The sequence below is a fragment of the Pseudomonas delhiensis genome, from assembly GCF_900187975.1.
In the GTDB taxonomy this organism is placed as follows: Bacteria; Pseudomonadota; Gammaproteobacteria; order Pseudomonadales; family Pseudomonadaceae; genus Pseudomonas; species Pseudomonas delhiensis.
The window spans coordinates 164,265-183,355 of sequence record NZ_FZPC01000002.1 but is presented as its reverse complement, the minus strand read 5'-3'; the positions used below and the strand labels follow the sequence as shown (position 1 = coordinate 183,355).

15 protein-coding genes are annotated in these 19,091 nt (G+C 69.2%); 2 read left to right on the top strand and 13 right to left on the bottom strand.

Going from position 1 to position 19,091, the window contains the following annotated elements; all coding sequences use genetic code 11:
- Nucleotides 1-167: 167 nt before the first annotated feature.
- Nucleotides 168-1,388, bottom strand: coding sequence for a phosphoserine phosphatase SerB (gene serB / locus CHC02_RS02685; protein WP_089389977.1), 1,221 nt, complete (start codon nucleotides 1,386-1,388; stop codon nucleotides 168-170).
- A 189-nt stretch (nucleotides 1,389-1,577) separates the two neighbouring features.
- On the opposite strand from serB, the gene CHC02_RS02680 reads away from it, so the two are divergent.
- Nucleotides 1,578-3,161, top strand: coding sequence for a YtjB family periplasmic protein (locus CHC02_RS02680; protein ID WP_089389976.1), 1,584 nt, complete (start codon nucleotides 1,578-1,580; stop codon nucleotides 3,159-3,161).
- A gap of 66 nt (nucleotides 3,162-3,227) precedes the next feature.
- Here the strand turns inward: CHC02_RS02680 and CHC02_RS02675 are convergent, their stop codons facing one another.
- The 10 genes from CHC02_RS02675 to CHC02_RS02630 all read right to left on the bottom strand — a co-directional run bounded on the left by CHC02_RS02675 (nucleotide 3,228) and on the right by CHC02_RS02630 (nucleotide 14,317).
- On the bottom strand, nucleotides 3,228-4,889 hold the full coding sequence (locus CHC02_RS02675) for a glycosyltransferase family 39 protein (protein ID WP_089389975.1): 1,662 nt from the start codon (nucleotides 4,887-4,889) through the stop codon (nucleotides 3,228-3,230).
- 141 nt (nucleotides 4,890-5,030) lie between these two features.
- Nucleotides 5,031-5,744, bottom strand: a complete 714-nt coding sequence (locus tag CHC02_RS02670; protein ID WP_089389974.1) for a PqiC family protein — start codon at nucleotides 5,742-5,744, stop codon at nucleotides 5,031-5,033.
- Between the two features lie 155 nt (nucleotides 5,745-5,899).
- Nucleotides 5,900-8,164, bottom strand: coding sequence for a DNA topoisomerase IV subunit A (parC, locus tag CHC02_RS02665; RefSeq protein ID WP_089389973.1), 2,265 nt, complete (start codon nucleotides 8,162-8,164; stop codon nucleotides 5,900-5,902).
- 7 nt (nucleotides 8,165-8,171) lie between these two features.
- A complete protein-coding gene (locus CHC02_RS02660; RefSeq protein ID WP_089389972.1) occupies nucleotides 8,172-8,696 on the bottom strand; it encodes a retropepsin-like aspartic protease family protein in 525 nt (174 codons plus the stop codon).
- Complete coding sequence (locus CHC02_RS02655) at nucleotides 8,693-9,703, bottom strand: esterase-like activity of phytase family protein (RefSeq protein WP_089389971.1); 1,011 nt, start codon at nucleotides 9,701-9,703, stop codon at nucleotides 8,693-8,695. Before CHC02_RS02655 ends, CHC02_RS02660 begins: the two co-directional genes overlap by 4 nt.
- On the bottom strand, nucleotides 9,703-11,601 hold the full coding sequence (gene parE / locus CHC02_RS02650) for a DNA topoisomerase IV subunit B (RefSeq protein WP_089389970.1): 1,899 nt from the start codon (nucleotides 11,599-11,601) through the stop codon (nucleotides 9,703-9,705). The genes CHC02_RS02655 and parE overlap by 1 nt, the downstream gene beginning before the upstream one ends.
- A 24-nt stretch (nucleotides 11,602-11,625) precedes the next feature.
- Nucleotides 11,626-12,234, bottom strand: coding sequence for a YqiA/YcfP family alpha/beta fold hydrolase (locus CHC02_RS02645; RefSeq protein WP_089389969.1), 609 nt, complete (start codon nucleotides 12,232-12,234; stop codon nucleotides 11,626-11,628).
- Between the two features lie 48 nt (nucleotides 12,235-12,282).
- A complete protein-coding gene (cpdA, locus tag CHC02_RS02640) occupies nucleotides 12,283-13,095 on the bottom strand; it encodes a 3',5'-cyclic-AMP phosphodiesterase (protein WP_089389968.1) in 813 nt (270 codons plus the stop codon).
- A 155-nt stretch (nucleotides 13,096-13,250) separates the two neighbouring features.
- The gene (locus tag CHC02_RS02635) at nucleotides 13,251-13,709 is read right to left on the bottom strand and encodes a DUF1249 domain-containing protein (RefSeq protein WP_009613530.1); all 459 of its coding nucleotides are present in this window, start codon (nucleotides 13,707-13,709) and stop codon (nucleotides 13,251-13,253) included.
- Nucleotides 13,700-14,317 (bottom strand): NUDIX domain-containing protein, encoded by a 618-nt coding sequence (locus CHC02_RS02630; protein ID WP_089389967.1) that lies wholly within the window; start codon nucleotides 14,315-14,317, stop codon nucleotides 13,700-13,702. The genes CHC02_RS02635 and CHC02_RS02630 overlap by 10 nt, the downstream gene beginning before the upstream one ends.
- 193 nt (nucleotides 14,318-14,510) lie before the next feature.
- Here CHC02_RS02630 and CHC02_RS02625 point away from each other — a divergent pair, with 193 nt between their 5' ends.
- A complete protein-coding gene (locus tag CHC02_RS02625; RefSeq protein WP_089389966.1) occupies nucleotides 14,511-15,266 on the top strand; it encodes an RsiV family protein in 756 nt (251 codons plus the stop codon).
- A 444-nt stretch (nucleotides 15,267-15,710) separates the two neighbouring features.
- Here CHC02_RS02625 and cytX read toward each other — a convergent pair whose 3' ends face one another.
- Nucleotides 15,711-16,988: a putative hydroxymethylpyrimidine transporter CytX gene (gene cytX, locus CHC02_RS02620; protein WP_176450306.1), complete on the bottom strand. Its 1,278-nt coding sequence runs from the start codon at nucleotides 16,986-16,988 to the stop codon at nucleotides 15,711-15,713.
- Nucleotides 16,989-17,108: 120 nt separating this feature from the next.
- The gene (gene thiC, locus CHC02_RS02615) at nucleotides 17,109-18,989 is read right to left on the bottom strand and encodes a phosphomethylpyrimidine synthase ThiC (protein WP_089389964.1); all 1,881 of its coding nucleotides are present in this window, start codon (nucleotides 18,987-18,989) and stop codon (nucleotides 17,109-17,111) included.
- Between the last annotated feature and the right edge of the window lie 102 nt (nucleotides 18,990-19,091).

Here is a 19,091-nt window from a genome sequence, read left to right as displayed (position 1 = left end):
TTCGCGGTTATACGCCGTTACACCCATGCCCTCGCCGGCTCCGCATTCCAACCAGGCGTTTTTCCAGCTCAACCCCGAGCGGCCTGGTGCCAAGGCCAAGCGGCGGATAACGCTTCGCGTTATTCGCCCTACGGTTCGCCACGGCACTTCCCCAGGCTTCTGCCGGCTCAACGCCCGTCCACGCCCTCGCGGTCGCGGAAGCCCAGCAGGTAGAGGATGCCGTCCAGGCCCAGGGTGGAGATGGCCTGCTTGGCCGACTGCTTGACCAGCGGCTTGGCGCGGAAGGCCACGCCCAGGCCGGCCAGGCCGAGCATCGGCAGGTCGTTGGCGCCGTCGCCCACGGCGATGGTCTGCTCCAGCTGCAGGCCTTCCTTCGCCGCCAGTTCGCGCAGCAGGTCGGCCTTGCGCTGGGCGTCGACGATCGGCTCGACGGCCACGCCGGTGACCTTGCCGTCGACGATCTCCAGCTCGTTGGCGAAGACGTAGTCGATGCCCAGTTTCGCCTGCAGCTGGCGGGCGAAATAGGTGAAGCCGCCGGAGAGGATGGCGGTCTTGTAGCCCAGGCGCTTGAGCTCGGCGAACAGCGTCTCGGCGCCCTCGGTCAGGCGCAGCGAGGCGCCGATCTCTTCGAGCACGTCCTCGGACAAGCCCTTGAGCAGCGCCAGGCGCTCCTTGAAGCTGGCGCGGAAGTCCAGCTCGCCGCGCATGGCGCGCTCGGTGATCTCGGCGACCTTCTCGCCGACGCCGGCGGCCTTGGCCAGCTCGTCGATGACCTCGGCCTCGATCAGCGTCGAGTCCATGTCGAACACCGCCAGGCGGCGGTTGCGGCGGTACAGCGAGTCGCGCTGGAAGGCGATGTCGACGTTCAGTTCCTGGGCCACGCTGAGGAACTCGGCGCGCAGCGCCACCGGGTCGGCCGGTTCGCCGCGCACGGAGAACTCGATGCAGCCCTTGCCGCGCTCGGCCGGCATGTCCAGCGGCATGCGCCCGGACAGGCGGTCGATGTGGTCGATGTTCAGCCCGTACTTGGCGGTGATCGAGCTGACCCGCTGCAACTGCTCGGCGGTCACCCGGCGCGTCAGCAGGGTGACGATCTGGCGCGGCTTGCCCTGGCCGCCGACCCATTGCTGGTAGTCGGCCTCGGAAACGGGGGTGAAGCGCACCTGCTGGTCGAGTTCGTAGGCGGTGAAGAGCACGTCCTTGAGGACCGCGGAGGCCCGCTCGGTGTCGGGGATCTCCACCAGGATGCCGAAGGACAGGGTGTCGTGGATCACCGCCTGGCCGATGTCGAGGATGTTCACCCCGCCCTGGGCCAGCACGCCGGTGATGGCCGCGGTGAGGCCGGGGCGGTCTTCCCCGGTGATGTTGATCAGGACGATTTCGCGCAAGGCGCAGTCTCCGCCATGGAAAAAGCGCACATTCTACCGCCTTTCTCGGCCGTCGCCTCGCCCGCCGGCGGCACAACCGCCGATCGGATCGTGCGCGCCGGCCGGATCACGGGCGGACCGGCGCTTTGCCCCTTCCCGGGGCGCCGTTATACTGCCGGGACTGTCCTTTCATAGAAGACCGAGCCCGCTGTGACCCGGCCCACGTCCGTCAAGCCCGACAATTTCTTCCTGTTGCTGTACCACGCCCTGCGCCAGCGCCGGGTGCCCATCGCCCTGCGCATCGCCATCCACAGCCTGGTGCTGGTGGCGGCGGCGCTGCTGATCTACGCCTGGGTGATGGGCATGCAGTTCAAGCAGGCCATGCACCAGCAGGCCGATGCCGTGGGCCAGAGCCTGACCACCCAGACCGCGGCCTCGGCCACCGAACTGCTGGTGTCCAACGACATCCTCAGCCTCAACGTGCTGCTGGGCAACCTGACCAAGAACCCGCTGGTGGCCCACGCCGCCATCTACAGCGCCGACGGCCGCACCCTGGCCGAGGCCGGCTCGCGGCCCAAGCAGGGCCTGCTGGGCGACACCGAGGGGGTCTACTCGACGCAGATCACCTTCCAGGAGGTCATGGCCGGCCAGCTGCGCATCAGCCTGGACATGGAGCAGTTCCAGCAGCCGATGATGGTCAGCCTGCAGAGCATGGGCCTGATCAGCCTGATCCTGCTGCTGCTCACCCTGACCCTCAGCCTGCGCCTGGGCCGCCACATCTCCACCCCGCTGCTGCAGCTGCGCGTGTGGCTGCGCGACCCGGACGACCCCGCCCCCGGCGCCGGCCTGCAGAACGAGATCGGCGACCTGGCCCGCCAGCTCCAGGCCCGCCTGGTGCCGGAGAAGCCGCCGGCCCCGGAACCTGCCCCCGCCCCCGCGCCCCGCAAGGCAGCGCCGAAGGCCGCCGCACCGGCGCCGGCGAAGCCCGCGAAAGACCCCGTCGAGAAGGACGCCGAGGGCGAAACCGCCGGCGAGCCGGACGACAAGCGCGAACCCCGCCTCGACCTGCCGCGCGACGAGCATGAGTTCGACGAGAACATCTTCGCCGAGGACGAGTTGCACGAAGAAGCGCCCCTGGCCGCGGAGGAATTTTCTGAGGACTTCGTCGAAGAAGCTGACGAGGCCAAGGAAACCGCCGAGGAAGAACCCGAGCCGGTGCTGCCCAACCCCTGCGCCGTGCTGGCCGTGCAGCTGGGCAACCAGGAGCAGCTGCGGCGCCTGCCGCGCAGCCGCCTGGTGGACCTGCTGGAACGCTACCGCGACTGCCTGGAGCAGGCCGCGCGCCTGTACAAGGGCCAGCTGTTCACCCTCAGCGACGGCGGCAGCCTGATCCTCTTCCACGCCCGCGACGACGACGACTACCTCACCCACGCCCTGTGCTGCGGCGAGCTGATGCGCGCCCTCGGCCACGCCCTGCAGATCGAGGTGGTGGACAGCGGCATCACCCTGCAACTGCAACTGGGCCTGACCCAGGGCGACGAGCTGGCGGAACTGGCCCAGGCCGAACTGCTGCAGGAAAGCGCCGTGCAGAACGCCCTGAACCTCAGCCAGCACAGCCGCAACCTGCTGCTGATCGAGCGCGTCATCGCCGAGGACGAGCAGGTGCGCCAGCGCGCCCGCGTCCGCGCCATCGCCAACCCGGCCGAGGCCAGTTGCGTGGAATGGCTGAAGGAACCCTACCCGTCGATGCTGGAACGCCAGCTCACCCGCATGCGCGCCCTGCGCACCTCCTGAGCAGAAGGCCGGCCGCCCCCGTGGGCTGGCCGGCCTTGCGTCCCTCCTGCCTACCCGCCCTGCCCGTCACTCGTGCGCCTGCTGCGTTGCGGGCAGGTACAGCAGCACATGGGGCTCATGGTCGAAATCCGCCGCCACCAGGGGCTTCAGGCCAGCCACTGACGACGCCCGCAAGGCATCCCGGCGCGCGGCCGACATCACCAGGTAGAGCGGACCCTGCAGCCCCTGCAGTTGGCTGTCCTGGTCAATGAAGCCCGGCGCCAGGTCGTGGTCGAGGTTGACCAGGTACTTGATCGCCTTGGCGTCCCTGCCCAGGCCGACGAAAACCACCGGCGCCGGCCTGGCGGCCATGGCCGCGTCGGCAGCCAGGGCGAAGGCGCGCGTGCCGTACAGCCCGCGCTCCATGGGCTCGAAGGCGAGGATGTAGGCCGCCCACAGCGCCAGCACGGCGCAGCCGGCCAGCCCCGGCGCCCGTAGCCGCGGGTGGTGCAGCATCCACAGGGCAGAGCCCTGCAGGACCAGCAACAAGGCCAGGGTGCCGTACAGGGCGAGGTGATAGCCCTGCAAGTGCCCGCCCAGTCGCCGCCAGGCGAATGCCAGGGCCAGCGCCAGCACCCCGGGCAGGATTGCCCAGAGGGCCTGCATGACCCAGCGCAACGCCGAAGCCAGGCGGCTGCCTGCCACCTGGAAGGGGTAGGCGGCGACTATCGCCATGTAGGGCGCCGCCGCCAGGATGTAGCGGGCCTTCTTGGCCTGGGGCACGGACAGGCCGAGCATCACCAGCAGCGCAGCCAGGACACAGGCCAGCAGCAGGGTCCGGGTGCCCTCGTCTTCACCCCGCCCGCGTGCGCCGGGCAGCAGCAACAGCGCCGGCAGCGCCAGGGGGAAGGCCAGGGCGTAATTGCCGGGCGCACTGAGGAAGTAGTAGAAGGGCGAGCTGGCCCCGGCGCTGCCGTCGAGACGGCCGATGACCTGCATCTGCAGCACTTCCCGGACGAAGCCGGGGCCGCCGCTCAGCTGGGCCGCGCCCAGCAGCGCCAGGCAGGCGAGCGCCAGCAGGGCCGCGGCGAACGAGCCGAAGACCAGCAGCCGGCGCCAATCCCGCGCCGCCAACCAAAAGGCGCAGACCGCCGCGGCGGGAATCACCAGGCCCAGCGGGCCGCGGACCAGGAAACCGCCCAGCAGCAGCGCCCCCAGCCGCGCCAGCAAGGGCGGCAGCGGGCGCCCGTGGTCGCGCCGGGCGAGGTAGAAGGCGCCCAGGGCCAGGGCCGAGACCATCTGGTCCAGCGACACCGCGCGGGTCTCGCTGACGAAAGTCGCGGTGAGCAGCAACAGCGCCACGGCGGACAGCGCCCAGCGCTGCGAGGTCGGCTCCAGCAGGCGGTACACCAGGGCCACCACGGCCGCCGCGGCCAGCGCCGAGGGCAGCCAGGCGCCCAGGCTGTCGACGCGGCCGAAAGGCAGCGACAGCAGGTAGATCAGCAACGTCGAAGTGCCCGGGTAGTCCGGGTAGGGTTCGCCGTAGGTGGTGGGGAACAGGCTCGGCCCGTGGCGCAGCATCTCCTGGGCGAACAGCACGAAGCGCGAGTCGAAACCGATGATCGCCCGCCCCTTGGCCTGGGCGCAGAACAGCAGCAGGGCGAGCACCCCCAGCAGCCAGGCGCGGGCGGCCGGGCCCAGGCTGGCCAGCCTGGAGGGCAAGGGCGACAAGGAGATGGACGGTGGCAAGGACCTACCCCCGCCGGGCGCCAACCGAAGGGATTCCGATCAACGGCGCCGGCAGAACCGCAGCCTTGTTAGCACCGTCATGGTCAAGAATTCGTCAACGAAGAGCGACCCGCGGGCAGGACACCCGCGGGCCGTCGGCGATCAGAAGCGGAAGACTTCGGCGTTGTTGTGGATGGGCACCACCAACGGCATCTTCGGCCCTTCTTCCTTGGGCTTGGCGGCCTGTTCGGCGGCCGCGGCCGGCTTGCGTGGCGCCGCCGGCTGCTCGGCGGCCACCGCCACCGGGCGCACGTCCTGGGCCAGTTGCCCGGCCAGGCGGCGCAGCAGTTCGCTCTGCGCGCGGACCTGGTCCTGCAGGCTGCCGTCGTGCTTTTCCTCTTCATGGAACACGCGGCTGTCGCGCAGCGCGCCCTTCTGGTCGAGCAGGCGCCAGCGCGCATCCAGCACCGCCGGCTCCTTCGGACCGGAATCCAGGCGACTGATGGTCAGCATCACCTGCACCTGCGGGGTGAACCCCGGCTGCTCCGGGAACAGCGCCAGGCGGGTGGTGTCCAGGCTGCTGGACAACTGGCGCACCAGCAACTGGCTGACGTTGGTTTCCAGGCTGCCAGCCCAGCGCGCCTCGGTGGACAGGTTGAGGATGCCATCGGCCTGGCGCTGGACCATGGACTCACGTTGCAGGTAGTCGGCCAGTTGCACCGGCCCGAGCAGTACGGCGATACCGTTGTCGCGGGTGGGCACCGGGGTCGCCCCGGCGTCCAGTTGGTACAGCTGGGTCGGTCGATTCACCGTACAGCCCGCCAGCCCGAGGAGGCCGACGAGGGAAAGACATGCGAGGACGCGCAGGGCGCTCATCGTGCAATCACCGTTAATTCGCCGAAGATCGGCGTCACTTGCTACAAAAAACCACTAACCAAAACGACAATGGAGCCAAGGCGCCCGTGTCAAAGGGACCTATCATCCCTTAACCGGCGCCATAGCTCCAGAGGCAGAGTGTATCGCAGAGCGTTTCAGTCCTGAGACAGCGACTCGACCAGCAGTGCATCGACCCGCTGGAAGCCACGCGGCAGCTTGTTGCCACGCCGGCCGCGCTCACCCTTGTAGTGCTCCAGGTCGTCGCCGCGCAACGACAGGGTGCGCTTGCCGGCCTGCAGCACGAGGGTCGCCCCCGGCGGCAGAACTGCCAGGTCGGTCAGGTATTCCTCGCGGCTGGCCACGCGCTCGCCCGGTACGCTGATGATCTTGTTGCCCTTGCCCTTGGCCAGTTGCGGCAGGTCGGAGACCTTGAACAGCAGCAGGCGGCCCTCGGTGGTCACCGCCGCCAGCCAGTCCTGCTCGACGTCGGCCACCGGCCGCGGGGCCATCACCTGCGCGCCGTTGGGCAGGCTGAGCAGGGCCTTGCCGGCCTTGTTCTTGGCCTGCATGTCCTCGCCCTTGACCACGAAGCCATAGCCGGCGTCCGAGGCCAGCACGTACAGGGCGCTGTCCTCGGGCAGCAGCACGCGCTCGAAGCTGGCGCCCGGCGGCGGCGTCAGGCGGCCGGTCAACGGCTCGCCCTGGCCACGCGCCGACGGCAGGCTGTGGGCCGCCAGCGAGTAGCTGCGCCCGGTGGAGTCGATGAACACCGCGTACTGGTTCGAACGTCCGGGCGCGGCGGCCTTGAAGGTGTCGCCGGCCTTGTACGAAAGCCCTTCGGCGTCGATCTCGTGGCCCTTGGCGCAGCGCACCCAGCCCTTGTCGGAGAGCACCACGGTGACCGGCTCGGTGGGCATCAGCTCGGTTTCCGAGAGGGCCTTGGCCTCGGCGCGCTCGACGATCGGCGAGCGGCGGTCGTCGCCATAGGCCTCGGCGTCGGCGATCAGCTCGTCGCGCACCAGCTTGCGCAGCTTGGCGTTGGAGCCGAGGATCGCCAGCAGCTTGGCGCGCTCCTTGGCCAGCGCTTCCTGCTCGCCGCGGATTTTCATCTCTTCCAGGCGCGCCAGCTGGCGCAGGCGGGTGTCGAGGATGTAGTCGGCCTGCACGTCGGTGAGGGCGAAGCGCTCCATCAGCACCGGCTTGGGCTGCTCCTCGGTGCGGATGATGTGGATCACCTCGTCGAGGTTGAGGAAGGCGATCAGCAGGCCTTCCAACAGGTGCAGGCGCTTCTCCACCTTGTCCAGGCGGAACTGCAGGCGGCGGCGCACGGTGTCGGTGCGGTAGGTCAGCCACTCGGTCAGCAGCTGGCGCAGGTCCTTGACCTGCGGCTTGCCGTCCAGGCCGATGACGTTGAGGTTCACCCGGTAGGAGCTTTCCAGGTCGGTGGTGGCGAACAGGTGGGTCATCAGCTCGTCGGCGTCCACGCGGTTGGAGCGCGGGATGATGACGATGCGGGTGGGGTGCTCGTGGTCCGACTCGTCGCGCAGGTCGGCGACCATCGGCAGCTTCTTGGCCTGCATCTGCGCGGCGATCTGCTCCAGCACCTTGGCCCCGGAGACCTGGTGCGGCAGCGCGGTGACCACGATGTCGCCGTCCTCGACGCGGTACACGGCGCGCATGCGCACCGAGCCGCGGCCGGTTTCGTAGATCTTCTGCAGGTCGGCGCGCGGGGTGATGATCTCCGCCTCGGTGGGGAAGTCCGGGCCCTGCACGTGCTCGAGCAGTTCGCCGACGCCGGCGTCCGGCTGGTCGAGCAGGCGCACGCAGGCCGCAGCCACTTCGCGCAGGTTGTGCGGCGGCACGTCGGTGGCCATGCCCACGGCGATACCGGTGGTGCCGTTCAACAGCAGGTTGGGCAGCCGCGCCGGCAGCACCGCCGGCTCCTCCAGGGTGCCGTCGAAGTTCGGCACCCAGTCCGCGGTGCCCTGGCCCAGCTCGGAGAGCAGGGTCTCGGCGTAGCGCGACAGGCGCGCCTCGGTGTAGCGCATGGCGGCGAAGGACTTGGGATCGTCCGGCGCGCCCCAGTTGCCCTGGCCGTCCACCAGCGGGTAGCGGTAGGAGAACGGCTGGGCCATCAGCACCATGGCCTCGTAGCAGGCCGAGTCGCCGTGGGGGTGGTATTTACCCAGTACGTCACCGACGGTGCGCGCCGACTTCTTGTGCTTGGAGTCGGCGTCCAGGCCCAGCTCGCTCATGGCGTAGACGATGCGCCGCTGCACGGGCTTGAGGCCGTCGCCGATATGCGGCAGGGCGCGGTCCATGATCACGTACATGGAGTAGTTCAGGTAGGCCTGTTCGGTGAACTCGGCGAGGGAGCGGCGCTCCACGCCTTCCAGGCTCAGATCGAGGGTTTCGCTCATGCGTGCCTCACGGGGAAGTGTTCTGGCGCAGCACCAGGGTGCCGTCGCGCTGGGAGAATTCGAGTTGTCTGAGTGCGCTCATGCCGAGCAGCACCTCGTTGCCGCCCATGCCCGGGGCGATGATCGCCGGCACGTCGCGCAGCAGGATGTCGCCAAGCTCCAAGCGCTGCAGGCGCGTGCGCCAGCCCCGGGTGCGGCCGTTGGCGGTATCCAGGTCGATGGGTGCGCCACGCTGCAGCTGCAGGCGCAGGGCCAGTGCTTCCGGCACGGCCACGGCGCTGGCGCCGGTGTCCAGCAGGAAGGTCGCCGGCGTACCGTCGATCAGCCCGTCGAACACGTAGTGGCCCTGGCGGTTGCCCAGCAGGCGCAATTCCACGTAGCCGTCGCCGTGCAACGACTGAGGCTGGACGTTGGGGTTGTGCTGGCGCTTTTCCCACAGGCCGAAGAAGTGCGTGGCCAGGCCGATGCCGGCCAGCCAGGCGAGCAGCATCATGGCCTTGCCGAGGCGGCGTCCGGGTTGTGCTTCGCTCATTTGCCACCCAGCCAGCCCTCCGCCGGGGCGGCGAAGCGCAGCACGTAGGGCCGCGCATCGCCGTCGGCGCGCGCCGCATCGCCGTTGTCCAGGCCGATCCAGGCGCCCTTGTCGTCGATCACCAGGGCCTCGGCCACGCCATAGGGCAAGGCGTAGCGGCGCTGCGGGGCCAGGGCGCCGTCGGCGAACGACCAGCAGCGCTCGGCGGCGCCGCTGTCGGCGTTGCGCCGGCAGACCTGGTGGACCAGGCGTTCCAGGGTGAACAGCTTGCCCTGGTACAGCGCCAGGTCGGAGAAGTCCAGGGCCAGCGGCTTGTCGCTTTCCAGCTGTGGCGGCGGCAGCGCCGTGCCGCCCTCGCTCAGCAGCACGCAGGCGCCGTCGCATTTCCAGCTGCCGTTCTCGTTGCGCAGGCGCAGCAGGCCGCGGCGCTGGCGTTCGGCGGCGAGCCACAGGCGCTTGCCGTCGGCGTCGATGGCCAGGCCTTCGTAGTAGGCGTTGTTGACCATCAGCAGGCCGCTGGCGCGCGCCTGGCGCAACAGAGTCGGCGGCAGCTCCAGCCATTGCGCGGCGCCGGCCTCCGGCACCCGCAGAACGCCGGCATAGGCCTCGCTGACCAGGTAGCGGTTGCCCTTGCCGTCGCAGCTGACACCTTCGAAGTCCATGGCCCCACCGCGCACCAGGCCGTACAGCCAGGTGCGCGCGCGGGCGCCCCAGGACAGGCCGCTGTCGGGCAACCCGGGCACGCTGAAGGTCTCGGCGCGGGCCTGCCAGACGCTGCCCGGGGCTTCGTCCGGGCGCAGGCCGTAGAGGCGGTCGTCGTCGCGGTCGGATACCGTCCACAGCTCGCCGCCGCACAGCGCCAGCCCCGACAAGTTGCCCGCGGGCATGCCTTCCACGGCGTGCTCGGAGAGGAACTGCAGGGCCGGCCCCTGCCCCACCGCGGGTGCGTCCGCCAGGGCCTGGGCGCAGCCGAGTACGGCCGCCAGGGCGGCCAGGACGCGGCGCATCAGGCCAGGACCTCGGCCAGGTTGCCCTTGGTCTCCAGCCAGGACTTGCGGTCGCCGGCACGCTTCTTGGCCAGCAGCATGTCCATGATCTCGACGGTGCCCTCGGCGTCTTCCAGGGTCAGTTGCACCAGGCGCCGGGTGTTCGGGTCCATGGTGGTTTCGCGCAGCTGCGGCGGGTTCATCTCGCCCAGGCCCTTGAAGCGGGTGACCTGCGGCTTGCCGCGGCGCTTCTCGGCCAGCAGCCGGTCGAGGATGCCGTCGCGCTCGGCGTCGTCCAGGGCGTAGAAGACTTCCTTGCCCAGGTCGATGCGGTACAGCGGCGGCATGGCCACGTAGACGTGCCCGGCTTCCACCAGCGGGCGGAAGTGGCGGACGAACAGCGCGCACAGCAGGGTGGCGATGTGCAGGCCGTCGGAGTCGGCGTCGGCGAGGATGCAGATCTTGCCGTAGCGCAGCTGGGTCAGGTCGGCGGCGCCCGGGTCGACGCCGATGGCCACGGCGATGTCGTGCACTTCCTGGCTGGCCAGGACTTCGCCGCCGTCCACTTCCCAGGTGTTCAGGATCTTCCCGCGCAGCGGCATGATCGCCTGGAACTCCTTGTCCCGCGCCTGCTTGGCCGAGCCACCGGCGGAGTCGCCCTCCACCAGGAAGAGTTCGGCGCGCATCGGGTCCTGGCCGGCGCAGTCGGCCAGCTTGCCGGGCAGCGCCGGGCCCTGGGTGATCTTCTTGCGCTCGACCTTCTTGCCCGCCTTGAGGCGGCGGCCGGCGTTGCTGATGGCCAGTTCGGCCAGCTGCAGGCCCAGCTCGGGGTTGGCATTGAGCCACAGGCTGAAGGCGTCCTTGACCACCCCGGAGACGAAGGCCGCGGCCTCGCGGGAGGACAGGCGTTCCTTGGTCTGCCCGGAGAACTGCGGCTCCTGCAGCTTCATCGAGAGGACGAAGGCGATGCGCTCCCAGACGTCTTCCGGCGCCAGCTTCACGCCGCGCGGCAGCAGGTTGCGGAACTCGCAGAACTCGCGCATGGCGTCGAGCAGGCCCTGGCGCAGGCCGTTGACGTGGGTGCCGCCCTGGGCCGTGGGGATCAGGTTGACGTAGCTTTCCTGCAGCGATTCGCCGCCCTCGGGCAGCCACAGCAGGGCCCAGTCCACCGCCTCCTTGCTGCCGGCCAGGGTGCCGCAGAAGGGCTCTTCCGGCAGGCGCGGCAGCTCGGACACCGAGTCGGCCAGGTAGGAACGCAGGCCGTCCTCGTAGTGCCATTCGACGCGCTCGCCGCTGCTCTTGTCCTCGAAGCTGACCAGCAGCCCCGGGCAGAGCACGGCCTTGGCCTTGAGCACGTGCTTCAGGCGGCTGACGGAGAACTTCGGCGAGTCGAAATACTTCGGGTCGGGCCAGAAGCGCACGGTGGTACCGGTGTTGCGCTTGCCGACGCTGCCGACGACTTCCAGGTCGCTGGCCTTGAAGCCGTCGGCGAAGGTCATGCGGTATTCGTTGGCGTCACGCTTGACGCGCACTTCCACCTGGGTGGAAAGCGCGTTCACCACCGAGATGCCCACGCCGTGCAGGCCGCCGGAGAACTGGTAGTTCTTGTTGGAGAACTTGCCGCCGGCGTGCAGCTTGGTGAGGATCAGCTCGACCCCCGGCACGCCCTCTTCGGGGTGGATGTCCACCGGCATGCCGCGGCCGTCGTCGATCACTTCCAGCGAGTTGTCCTCGTGGAGGATCACCTGCACGCTCTTCGCGTGGCCGGCCAGGGCCTCGTCCACGGAGTTGTCGATGACTTCCTGGGCCAGGTGGTTGGGCCGCGTGGTGTCGGTGTACATGCCCGGGCGCTTGCGCACCGGATCGAGGCCGGAGAGGACTTCGATGGCTTCTGCGGTATAGGCGTTCTGCTGGGCCATGGGGTCCCTTTTCAGTCAGCAAATTCAGTCGAAAGTGGAGAAATCGAGGTCGTGCCAGCGGCTCGCCGGCACCCCGGCGAAGGCCAGCAGCGCCGGCAGCCAGCGAGCGAAGCCCTGGAAGCTGTGGTCGCCACCGGCCTCGATGCGCAAGGCACAGGCCCGGTAGAACACCGCGGCCACCTTGTAGTCGAGGGTTTCGTCGCCGGTCTGCAGCCACACCTGGTAGCGCGCCGCATCGACCGGCGGCGGCACTTCGAGTTCCGCCAGGGCGTCGACGTGTTCCTGGGTCAGCACCCACTCCTCGCCGCTGTAATGGTTCTTCTGCGGCCCCAGGTAGCCGTCGAAACGGCCGTGGGGCAGCACCGCCGGGTTGATCAGCAGGGCCTTGAGGCCATGCCGCTCGGCAAGATGGGTCGCATAGTAGCCGCCCAGGGAACTGCCGACCAGCAAGGGCCGGTCGAGCTCGCCGATGGCCGCCTCGAGCTGGGCCATGGCCTGGCGCGGGTGGTGGTGCAGCTCGGGCACCCGCAGGTGCGCCTGCAAGCCCAGGCGGCCCATGACGGCCATCAGCTGGCGGGCCTTCTGCGAGGCCGGGGAACTGTTGAAGCCGTGGATATAGAGGATGTCGGTCATGGTGCGGGAGGCTACAAGCAGCGAGCCGCTGCCTGCAAGCCGCACGCGTCAGTAGCCCTGGACGCTGTAGTCCACCTGGAAATCGATGCCGGTGACCCGCGACACGCCGGTCTGCACGCCGCCATCGGGCAGCAGGCGCAGCCAGCGGTAGCCCGGCGCCAGGCTGTCCACGCCGAAGTCCTCGCTGCCCGGGGCGAACTGCACGCAGGTGGAAGGCGATGCCAGCAGGCGCACGTCGCCGCGCAGGCGGTCGATCTCCTGGTGCACGTGGCCCCAGAGCAGGCAGCGCACCTGGCGGTGGCGGTCGAGCACGGCGAACAGGTCCTGCGGGTTGCGGATGCCGATGCGGTCCATCCACTGGCTGCCGATGCTCACCGGGTGATGGTGGAAGGCCACCAGCACGTGGCGCTCGCGCGCGCCGTGCAGGGCCTCGTCCAGCAGGGCGAGCTGCTCGGCGGACACCTGCCCGGGCACCGCGCCGGGAATGGTGGAGTCGAGCAGGACGATGCGCCAGGCGCCCAGGTCGAGCACCGGGTCGAGCCGGTCGCTGTCGGCGCAGACTTCGCGCATGGGCGCCAGCTCGTCGTGGTTGCCGGGGAACCAGCGGCTCGGCGCCTGGATGCTGGAACAGATATCCAGGAAACGTCGGTACGATTCCACGGAACCGTCCTGCGAGATATCACCAGTCGCCAGGACCAGGTCGACCTGCGGCTGCTCCTCGAGAACCCGCTTCACCACCTGCTTCAGGCTGTCCGCAGTATCCATGCCAAGGAGTCGGCCATCATGCTCGGCGAACAGATGGCTGTCGGAGAGCTGCACCAGCAGCACCGGCTCATTTGAGGAAAATTCTTTCGCAGGCAATGCGCCTTCTCCTGTCAGGCGAGGCGTCGTCGTTGAAGGAAGTATGGTGACAGCCCCGGTGCCGGGCAAACCGGGAAAGAGTCACAGTTCACAGTAAGCTCGCCGTCGGCCAGACGAACGACATTCTATCATGGCGCAGTGCCACTACCCATGTTTCAGCGCTGCAGCACCGGCTCCAGCTCGTGGCCGCAGGCCAGGCAATGGCTCAGCCACTCGCCGAGGAAGAGGTTGAGCTGGCTCTTCTCGTCCGGCTGGTGCATGGCCTGGTTCGGATAAGGGTAGATGGCCAGCAGGCGGCGCGCCTGCTCGGCGCCGACCACTTCGGCCATGCGCGCGTCATGGTAGACGCGCACTTCCAGGCGCGGCGCGGGCAGCCAGGGCAGGCCCAGCTCCTGGCGCACCTGCAGGGTGGTGGTGTAGGGGCAGGCCTCGATCACCTCCAGGGCCAGCACGCCGAGCAGGCGTTCGCCCTCGCTCAGCGCCACGCGGCGTTGCGACTGCACCTCGCGCATGTCCGGCAGCAACCGCATCAGGCGCAGGTAGTTGGCCTCGCAGGTGGCCTGCAGCCCGGCGAGGTCGACGCGGTAGCGCTCGCGCAGCAGGTTCACACCCATAGCCCACGGACCTCGGCACGGTTCAGCGCCAGCCATTGCAGGGCGAGCATGCTCGCGGCGTTGTTGACGCGCCCGTCGCGCACGGCCTGCAGGGCATCTTCCAGGGCCAGCACGTGGACGCGGATGTCCTCGCCCTCCTCCTCCAGGCCATGGATGCCCGAGGCCAGGCTGCTGTCGCAACGGCCGACGAACAGGTGCACCAGCTCGTTGCTGCCGCCGGGCGAGGGCAGGTACTGGCTGATCGGCCAGAGCGCGCCGAGGTTCAGGCCGGCCTCTTCGACGGCTTCGCGGCGGGCGACTTCCTCGGGTTCCTCGTCCTTGTCGATCAGCCCGGCGACCAACTCCAGCAGCCAGGGGTTGACCCCGGCCTCCATGGCGCCGACGCGGAACTGCTCGATCAGCACCACCTCGTCGCGGTGCGGGTCGTAGGGCAGCACGCAGACGGCATCGTGGCGGACGAACAGCTCGCGGCTGATCAGCGGCCCCATGTCGCCGGCGAACTGGCGATGACGCAGGTGCAGACGCTCGATGCGATAGAAGCCGCGGAAGCATTCCTCGCGCCGAGTGATCTCCACATCGTCAGGGCCCGCCTTGAAGATATCCGCCATCCCACACACTCGCTGATCGGTTGAACTTCGCGCCATCCTAGCGCGACGCCGTGCCCCGTGCAGCCTCTTTCCGCCACCGCCCGGCGGGGAGCCGCGCGACACTGCTACACTCGGCGGCGCGGCGAACCCGGCGCGGCTTCGCCGGTCCAAGCCGCGCGGCCGATCGCCGCCGGACACGCAAAGAAGGACTCCCATGCATTTTCTGAAAACTCTTGCCGCCGCGGGCCTGCTGCTGGCGCTCGGCGGCTGCCAGAGCCTCTTCGGCCCGGGCCTGGGCGACCCGCTGAGCGCCCGCCACACCGCCTTCGAACACCTGCAGCCGGGCTGCCAGGGCGAGCAGTGCCCGCTGTTCAACCTGGACACCCTGGGCTTCGACGGCGAGCCCGCGCTCGACGCCGCCATCGAGCAGCAGCTGCTCGAACTCACCCGGGAAACCCCGGACGACCCGCGCCCGGCCAGCCTCGCCGGCTACGAGCGGGATTTCCTGGCCAGCGCCAGGCCGGGCTGGAGCAGCTACCTGCAGGCGAAGATACGCGAGCAGCATGACGGCCTGGTGATCCTCGAGTTGTCCAGCTACGTCTTCACCGGCGGCGAGTACGGCCGCCCGGGCCGCGCCTTCATCAACTACGACCGCCGCCTGCACAAGGTGCTGACGCTGCAGGACGTGCTGCTGCCCGGCCAGGAACAGGCGTTCTGGGACACCGCGCGCCTGGCCCACCAGGCCTGGGTGGTGCAGAACAAGCTGGTGGAGCAGGACGCGAACTTCCTCAGGGACTGGCCGTTCCAGAAGACCCCGCACTTCGCCCTGACCTTCGGCGCGCTGACGCTGAAGTACGACATCGACCGCATCGCCCCGCACTCGGTCGGGCACCCGGAGCTGAAGATTCCCTATCCGCGGCTCAACGGGATCGTGAAGCCCTACTATTTCCCGGGGCGTGGTGCGCAGTAGCCGGGCGCCCAATCGCGGACGGAGTCCGCTCCTACGGCCGTGCCTCCCTGGAACCATAGGAGCGGGCAACGGTGGTGGGGTAGACGCGAATGGCGTTCACCGGCATGAACACGAAGCTCGGCGTCAACCCGTAGGGCGCATAACGCCTAGGGCGTTATCCGCCGCCGTCGTCGGGCACCGGCGCTCCGGCCAACGGCGGATAACCGCGAACGGTTATTCGCCCTACGGGAGACGCCGTGCCTCATTGCAGACTGTAGGAGCAACTGTCTTCTGGGCTCCCTCGTTCGCGGGGGTGACTGGATCAAAATTCGCGTCTCCCATGTCGCCCCATTGTAGGAGCGGGCCCTGCCCGCGATTCGCGCGCAGGGCGCGCTCCTACAGGGGAATGGCATGGCTCGGCCCGCGTAGGAGCGGACTCCGTCCGCGATCCGGCCGGCAGGCCGGTCAGCCCCTGGCGCCGAGGCGCCCCAGCAGCAGCTGCAGCACCCCGGCCACCAGCAGCGCCGGCAGGGTGGCGCCCAGGTCCGGCGCGTAGTTGGCCAGCAGGTGGTAGGTGACCACGCCGCCGGCCCAGGCCAGCAGCGAGCCCCAGCGCAGGCCGGGGCGGACCTCGGCGGCGGCGCGGCGGCGCAGCAGGAAGTGGTCCACCAGCACCACGCCGAACAGCGGCGCGAACACCGAGCCGATCAGCAGCAGGAAGTTCTGGTACTGCGCCAGCGGCGCGAACCAGGCGATCAGGGTGCAGAGCACGCCGATGATCAACGCCAGGTGCTCGACCTTCAGCGGCACCAGGATGCCGCTGGAGACCGCCGCCGAGTGGATGTCGGCGAAGGCCTTCTCCGACTCGTCGAGCAGGATCAGCAGCAGCGGGATGCCCATGCCGGCGCCGGCCAGGGCCAGCAGCAGGGCGTTGGCGTCGCTGCCCTGGGCGAACGCCAGGGTGTAGGCCACACCCAGGCCCATCAGCCAGAAACAGCCGATGAAGAAGCCCAGGGCGGCGCCGCCGAAGACCTGCCCGGCGTGCTTGCCGAAGCGCGAGTAGTCGGCGATCAGCGGCAGCCAGGACAGCGGCATGGCGATGGCGATGTCGAAGCCCACCGCCAGCGGCAGCGAGCCGTCGCCGCCGCGTACCCAGATGGCCGCGAGGTCCGCGCGGCGCAGCAGGTCCCAGGTCAGCCAGACGCAGGCCGCCAGCAGCAGCCAGATGCCCCACTTGCGCAGCACGCGGCGGACGAAGGCCAGCGGCCCGCTGACCGCCAGCAGGGTGGCCAGGGCGCCGAACACCAGGGTCCACAGCGCCGGACTGGTCCACAGGCTGCCCTCGCCGAAGGCGCGCGCGGCCAGCAGGCTGGCGGCGTCGCGCATGACGATCACCTCGAAGGCGCCCCAGCCCACCAGCTGCAGCAGGTTGAGCACGGCCGGCAGCGCCGCGCCGTGGCCACCGAGGCTGAGCTTGAGCGAGGCCATGGCGGCCAGCCCGGTGTCGCTGCCGATCACCCCGGCGGCGGCCAGCAGCAGCACGCCGACCAGGGTGCCGAGGAAGATCGCCAGCAGCGAGCCGGCCAGGCCCAGGCCGGGCGCCAGCAGCGCGCCGGTCTGCAGCACCATCAGGCCGATGCCGAGGGAGAACCACAGGGAGAACAGGTCGCGCAGGCCGAGCACACGCTGGGCGGCGCCAACGGCGATGGCCGGGGAATAATTGGTCGTAGGGAAACTGGTCACGATGGATGCAAGGCTCAAGGGGAAAATTGGCTACAGGCGGCAGGCTACAGGCCATAGGCGGTGCCAGGCGAGCGCTTCGCTCCTGCCTGCAGCCTGCCGCCTGTAGCCTGCCGCCATTCTTCAGACCTGTTTGTAGATCACCGAACCTTCGTCCTTGAAGCGCGCTGCCTGTTCCTGGAAGCCGGCCTCGATGGCCTTCTGCTCGTCGGTCAGGCCGTTCTCCCTGGCGTAGTCGCGGACTTCCTGGGTGATCTTCATGGAACAGAACTTCGGCCCGCACATGGAGCAGAAGTGCGCGACCTTGGCCGAGTCCTTGGGCAGCGTCTCGTCGTGGAAGGCGCGGGCGGTGTCCGGGTCCAGGCCGAGGTTGAACTGGTCTTCCCAGCGGAACTCGAAGCGCGCCTTGGACAGGGCGTTGTCGCGGATCTGCGCGCCCGGGTGGCCTTTGGCGAGATCGGCAGCATGCGCGGCGATCTTGTAGGTGATGATGCCGGTCTTCACGTCGTCCTTGTTCGGCAGGCCCAGGTGCTCCTTGGGCGTCACGTAGCAGAGCATGGCGCAGCCGAACCAGCCGATCATCGCCGCGCCTATGCCCGAGGTGATGTGGTCGTAGCCGGGGGCGATGTCGGTGGTCAGCGGGCCGAGGGTATAGAACGGCGCCTCGTCGCAGCATTCCAGCTGCTTGTCCATGTTCTCCTTGATCAGGTGCATGGGCACGTGGCCGGGGCCTTCGATCAGCACCTGCACGTCATGCTTCCAGGCAATGCGAGTCAGCTCGCCGAGGGTTTCCAGTTCGCCGAACTGGGCGGCGTCGTTGGCGTCGGCCACCGAGCCGGGGCGCAGGCCGTCGCCCAGCGAGAAGCTGACGTCGTAGGCCTTCATGATCTCGCAGATGTCCTCGAAGTGCGTATAGAGGAAGTTCTCCTGGTGGTGCGCCAGGCACCACTTGGCCATGATCGAGCCGCCGCGCGAGACGATGCCGGTGACGCGCTTGGCGGTCAGCGGCACGTAGCGCAGCAGCACGCCGGCGTGGATGGTGAAGTAGTCCACGCCCTGCTCGGCCTGTTCGATCAGGGTGTCGCGGAAGATTTCCCAGGTCAGGTCCTCGGCGACGCCATTGACCTTCTCCAGCGCCTGGTAGATCGGCACGGTGCCGATCGGCACCGGGCTGTTGCGCAGGATCCACTCGCGGGTCTCGTGGATGTGCTTGCCGGTGGACAGGTCCATCACGGTGTCGGCGCCCCAGCGGATGCCCCAGGTGAGCTTCTCCACCTCTTCCTCGATCGAGGAGCCCAGCGCGCTGTTGCCGATGTTGCCGTTGATCTTCACCAGGAAGTTGCGGCCGATGATCATCGGCTCGAGTTCCGTGTGGTTGATGTTCGCCGGGATGATGGCGCGGCCGCGGGCCACTTCGTCACGCACGAACTCGGCGGTGATCTCCTGCGGGATGCTGGCGCCGAAGCTCTGCCCCGGGTGCTGCGCGTCGAGCAGGCCGGCGGCGCGGGCTTCCTGCAGCTTCATGTTCTCGCGGATGGCGATGTATTCCATCTCCGGGGTGACGATGCCCTGGCGCGCGTAGTGCATCTGCGTGACGTTGCGCCCTGCCTTGGCCCGGCGCGGGGTGCGCACGTGGGCGAAGCGCAGGGCGTCGAGGCTGGCGTCGGCCAGGCGCGCCTTGCCGAACTCGGAGGTCAGCCCGGGGAGGATCTCGGTGTCGCCGCGCTCGTCGATCCAGCGCGAGCGCACGTCGGGCAGGCCCTTGCGCAGGTCGATGCGTACGGCCGGGTCGGTGTAGGGGCCGGAAGTGTCGTAGACGTACACCGGCGGGTTCCTCTCGCCGCCGAAGGCAGTGGGCGTATCGGCCAGGGAAATTTCCCGCACCGGTACGCGGATGTCCGGGCGCGAGCCGGTCAGGTAGACCTTGCGCGAGTTGGGGAAGGGCTGCGCCGATTGGCGGTCGAGCTGTTCAAGGCGGGTGACGTTGTTCTTCTGGGTGCTCATCCTGGCTCTCCTGGGTTGATTGTCGGGAGAACCTGGGTGACGCGGGGGCCGCAAGGCACTGCGGAGAAAGGACGCGTCCGGGGAGGGCTGGGGCCGGCCGGA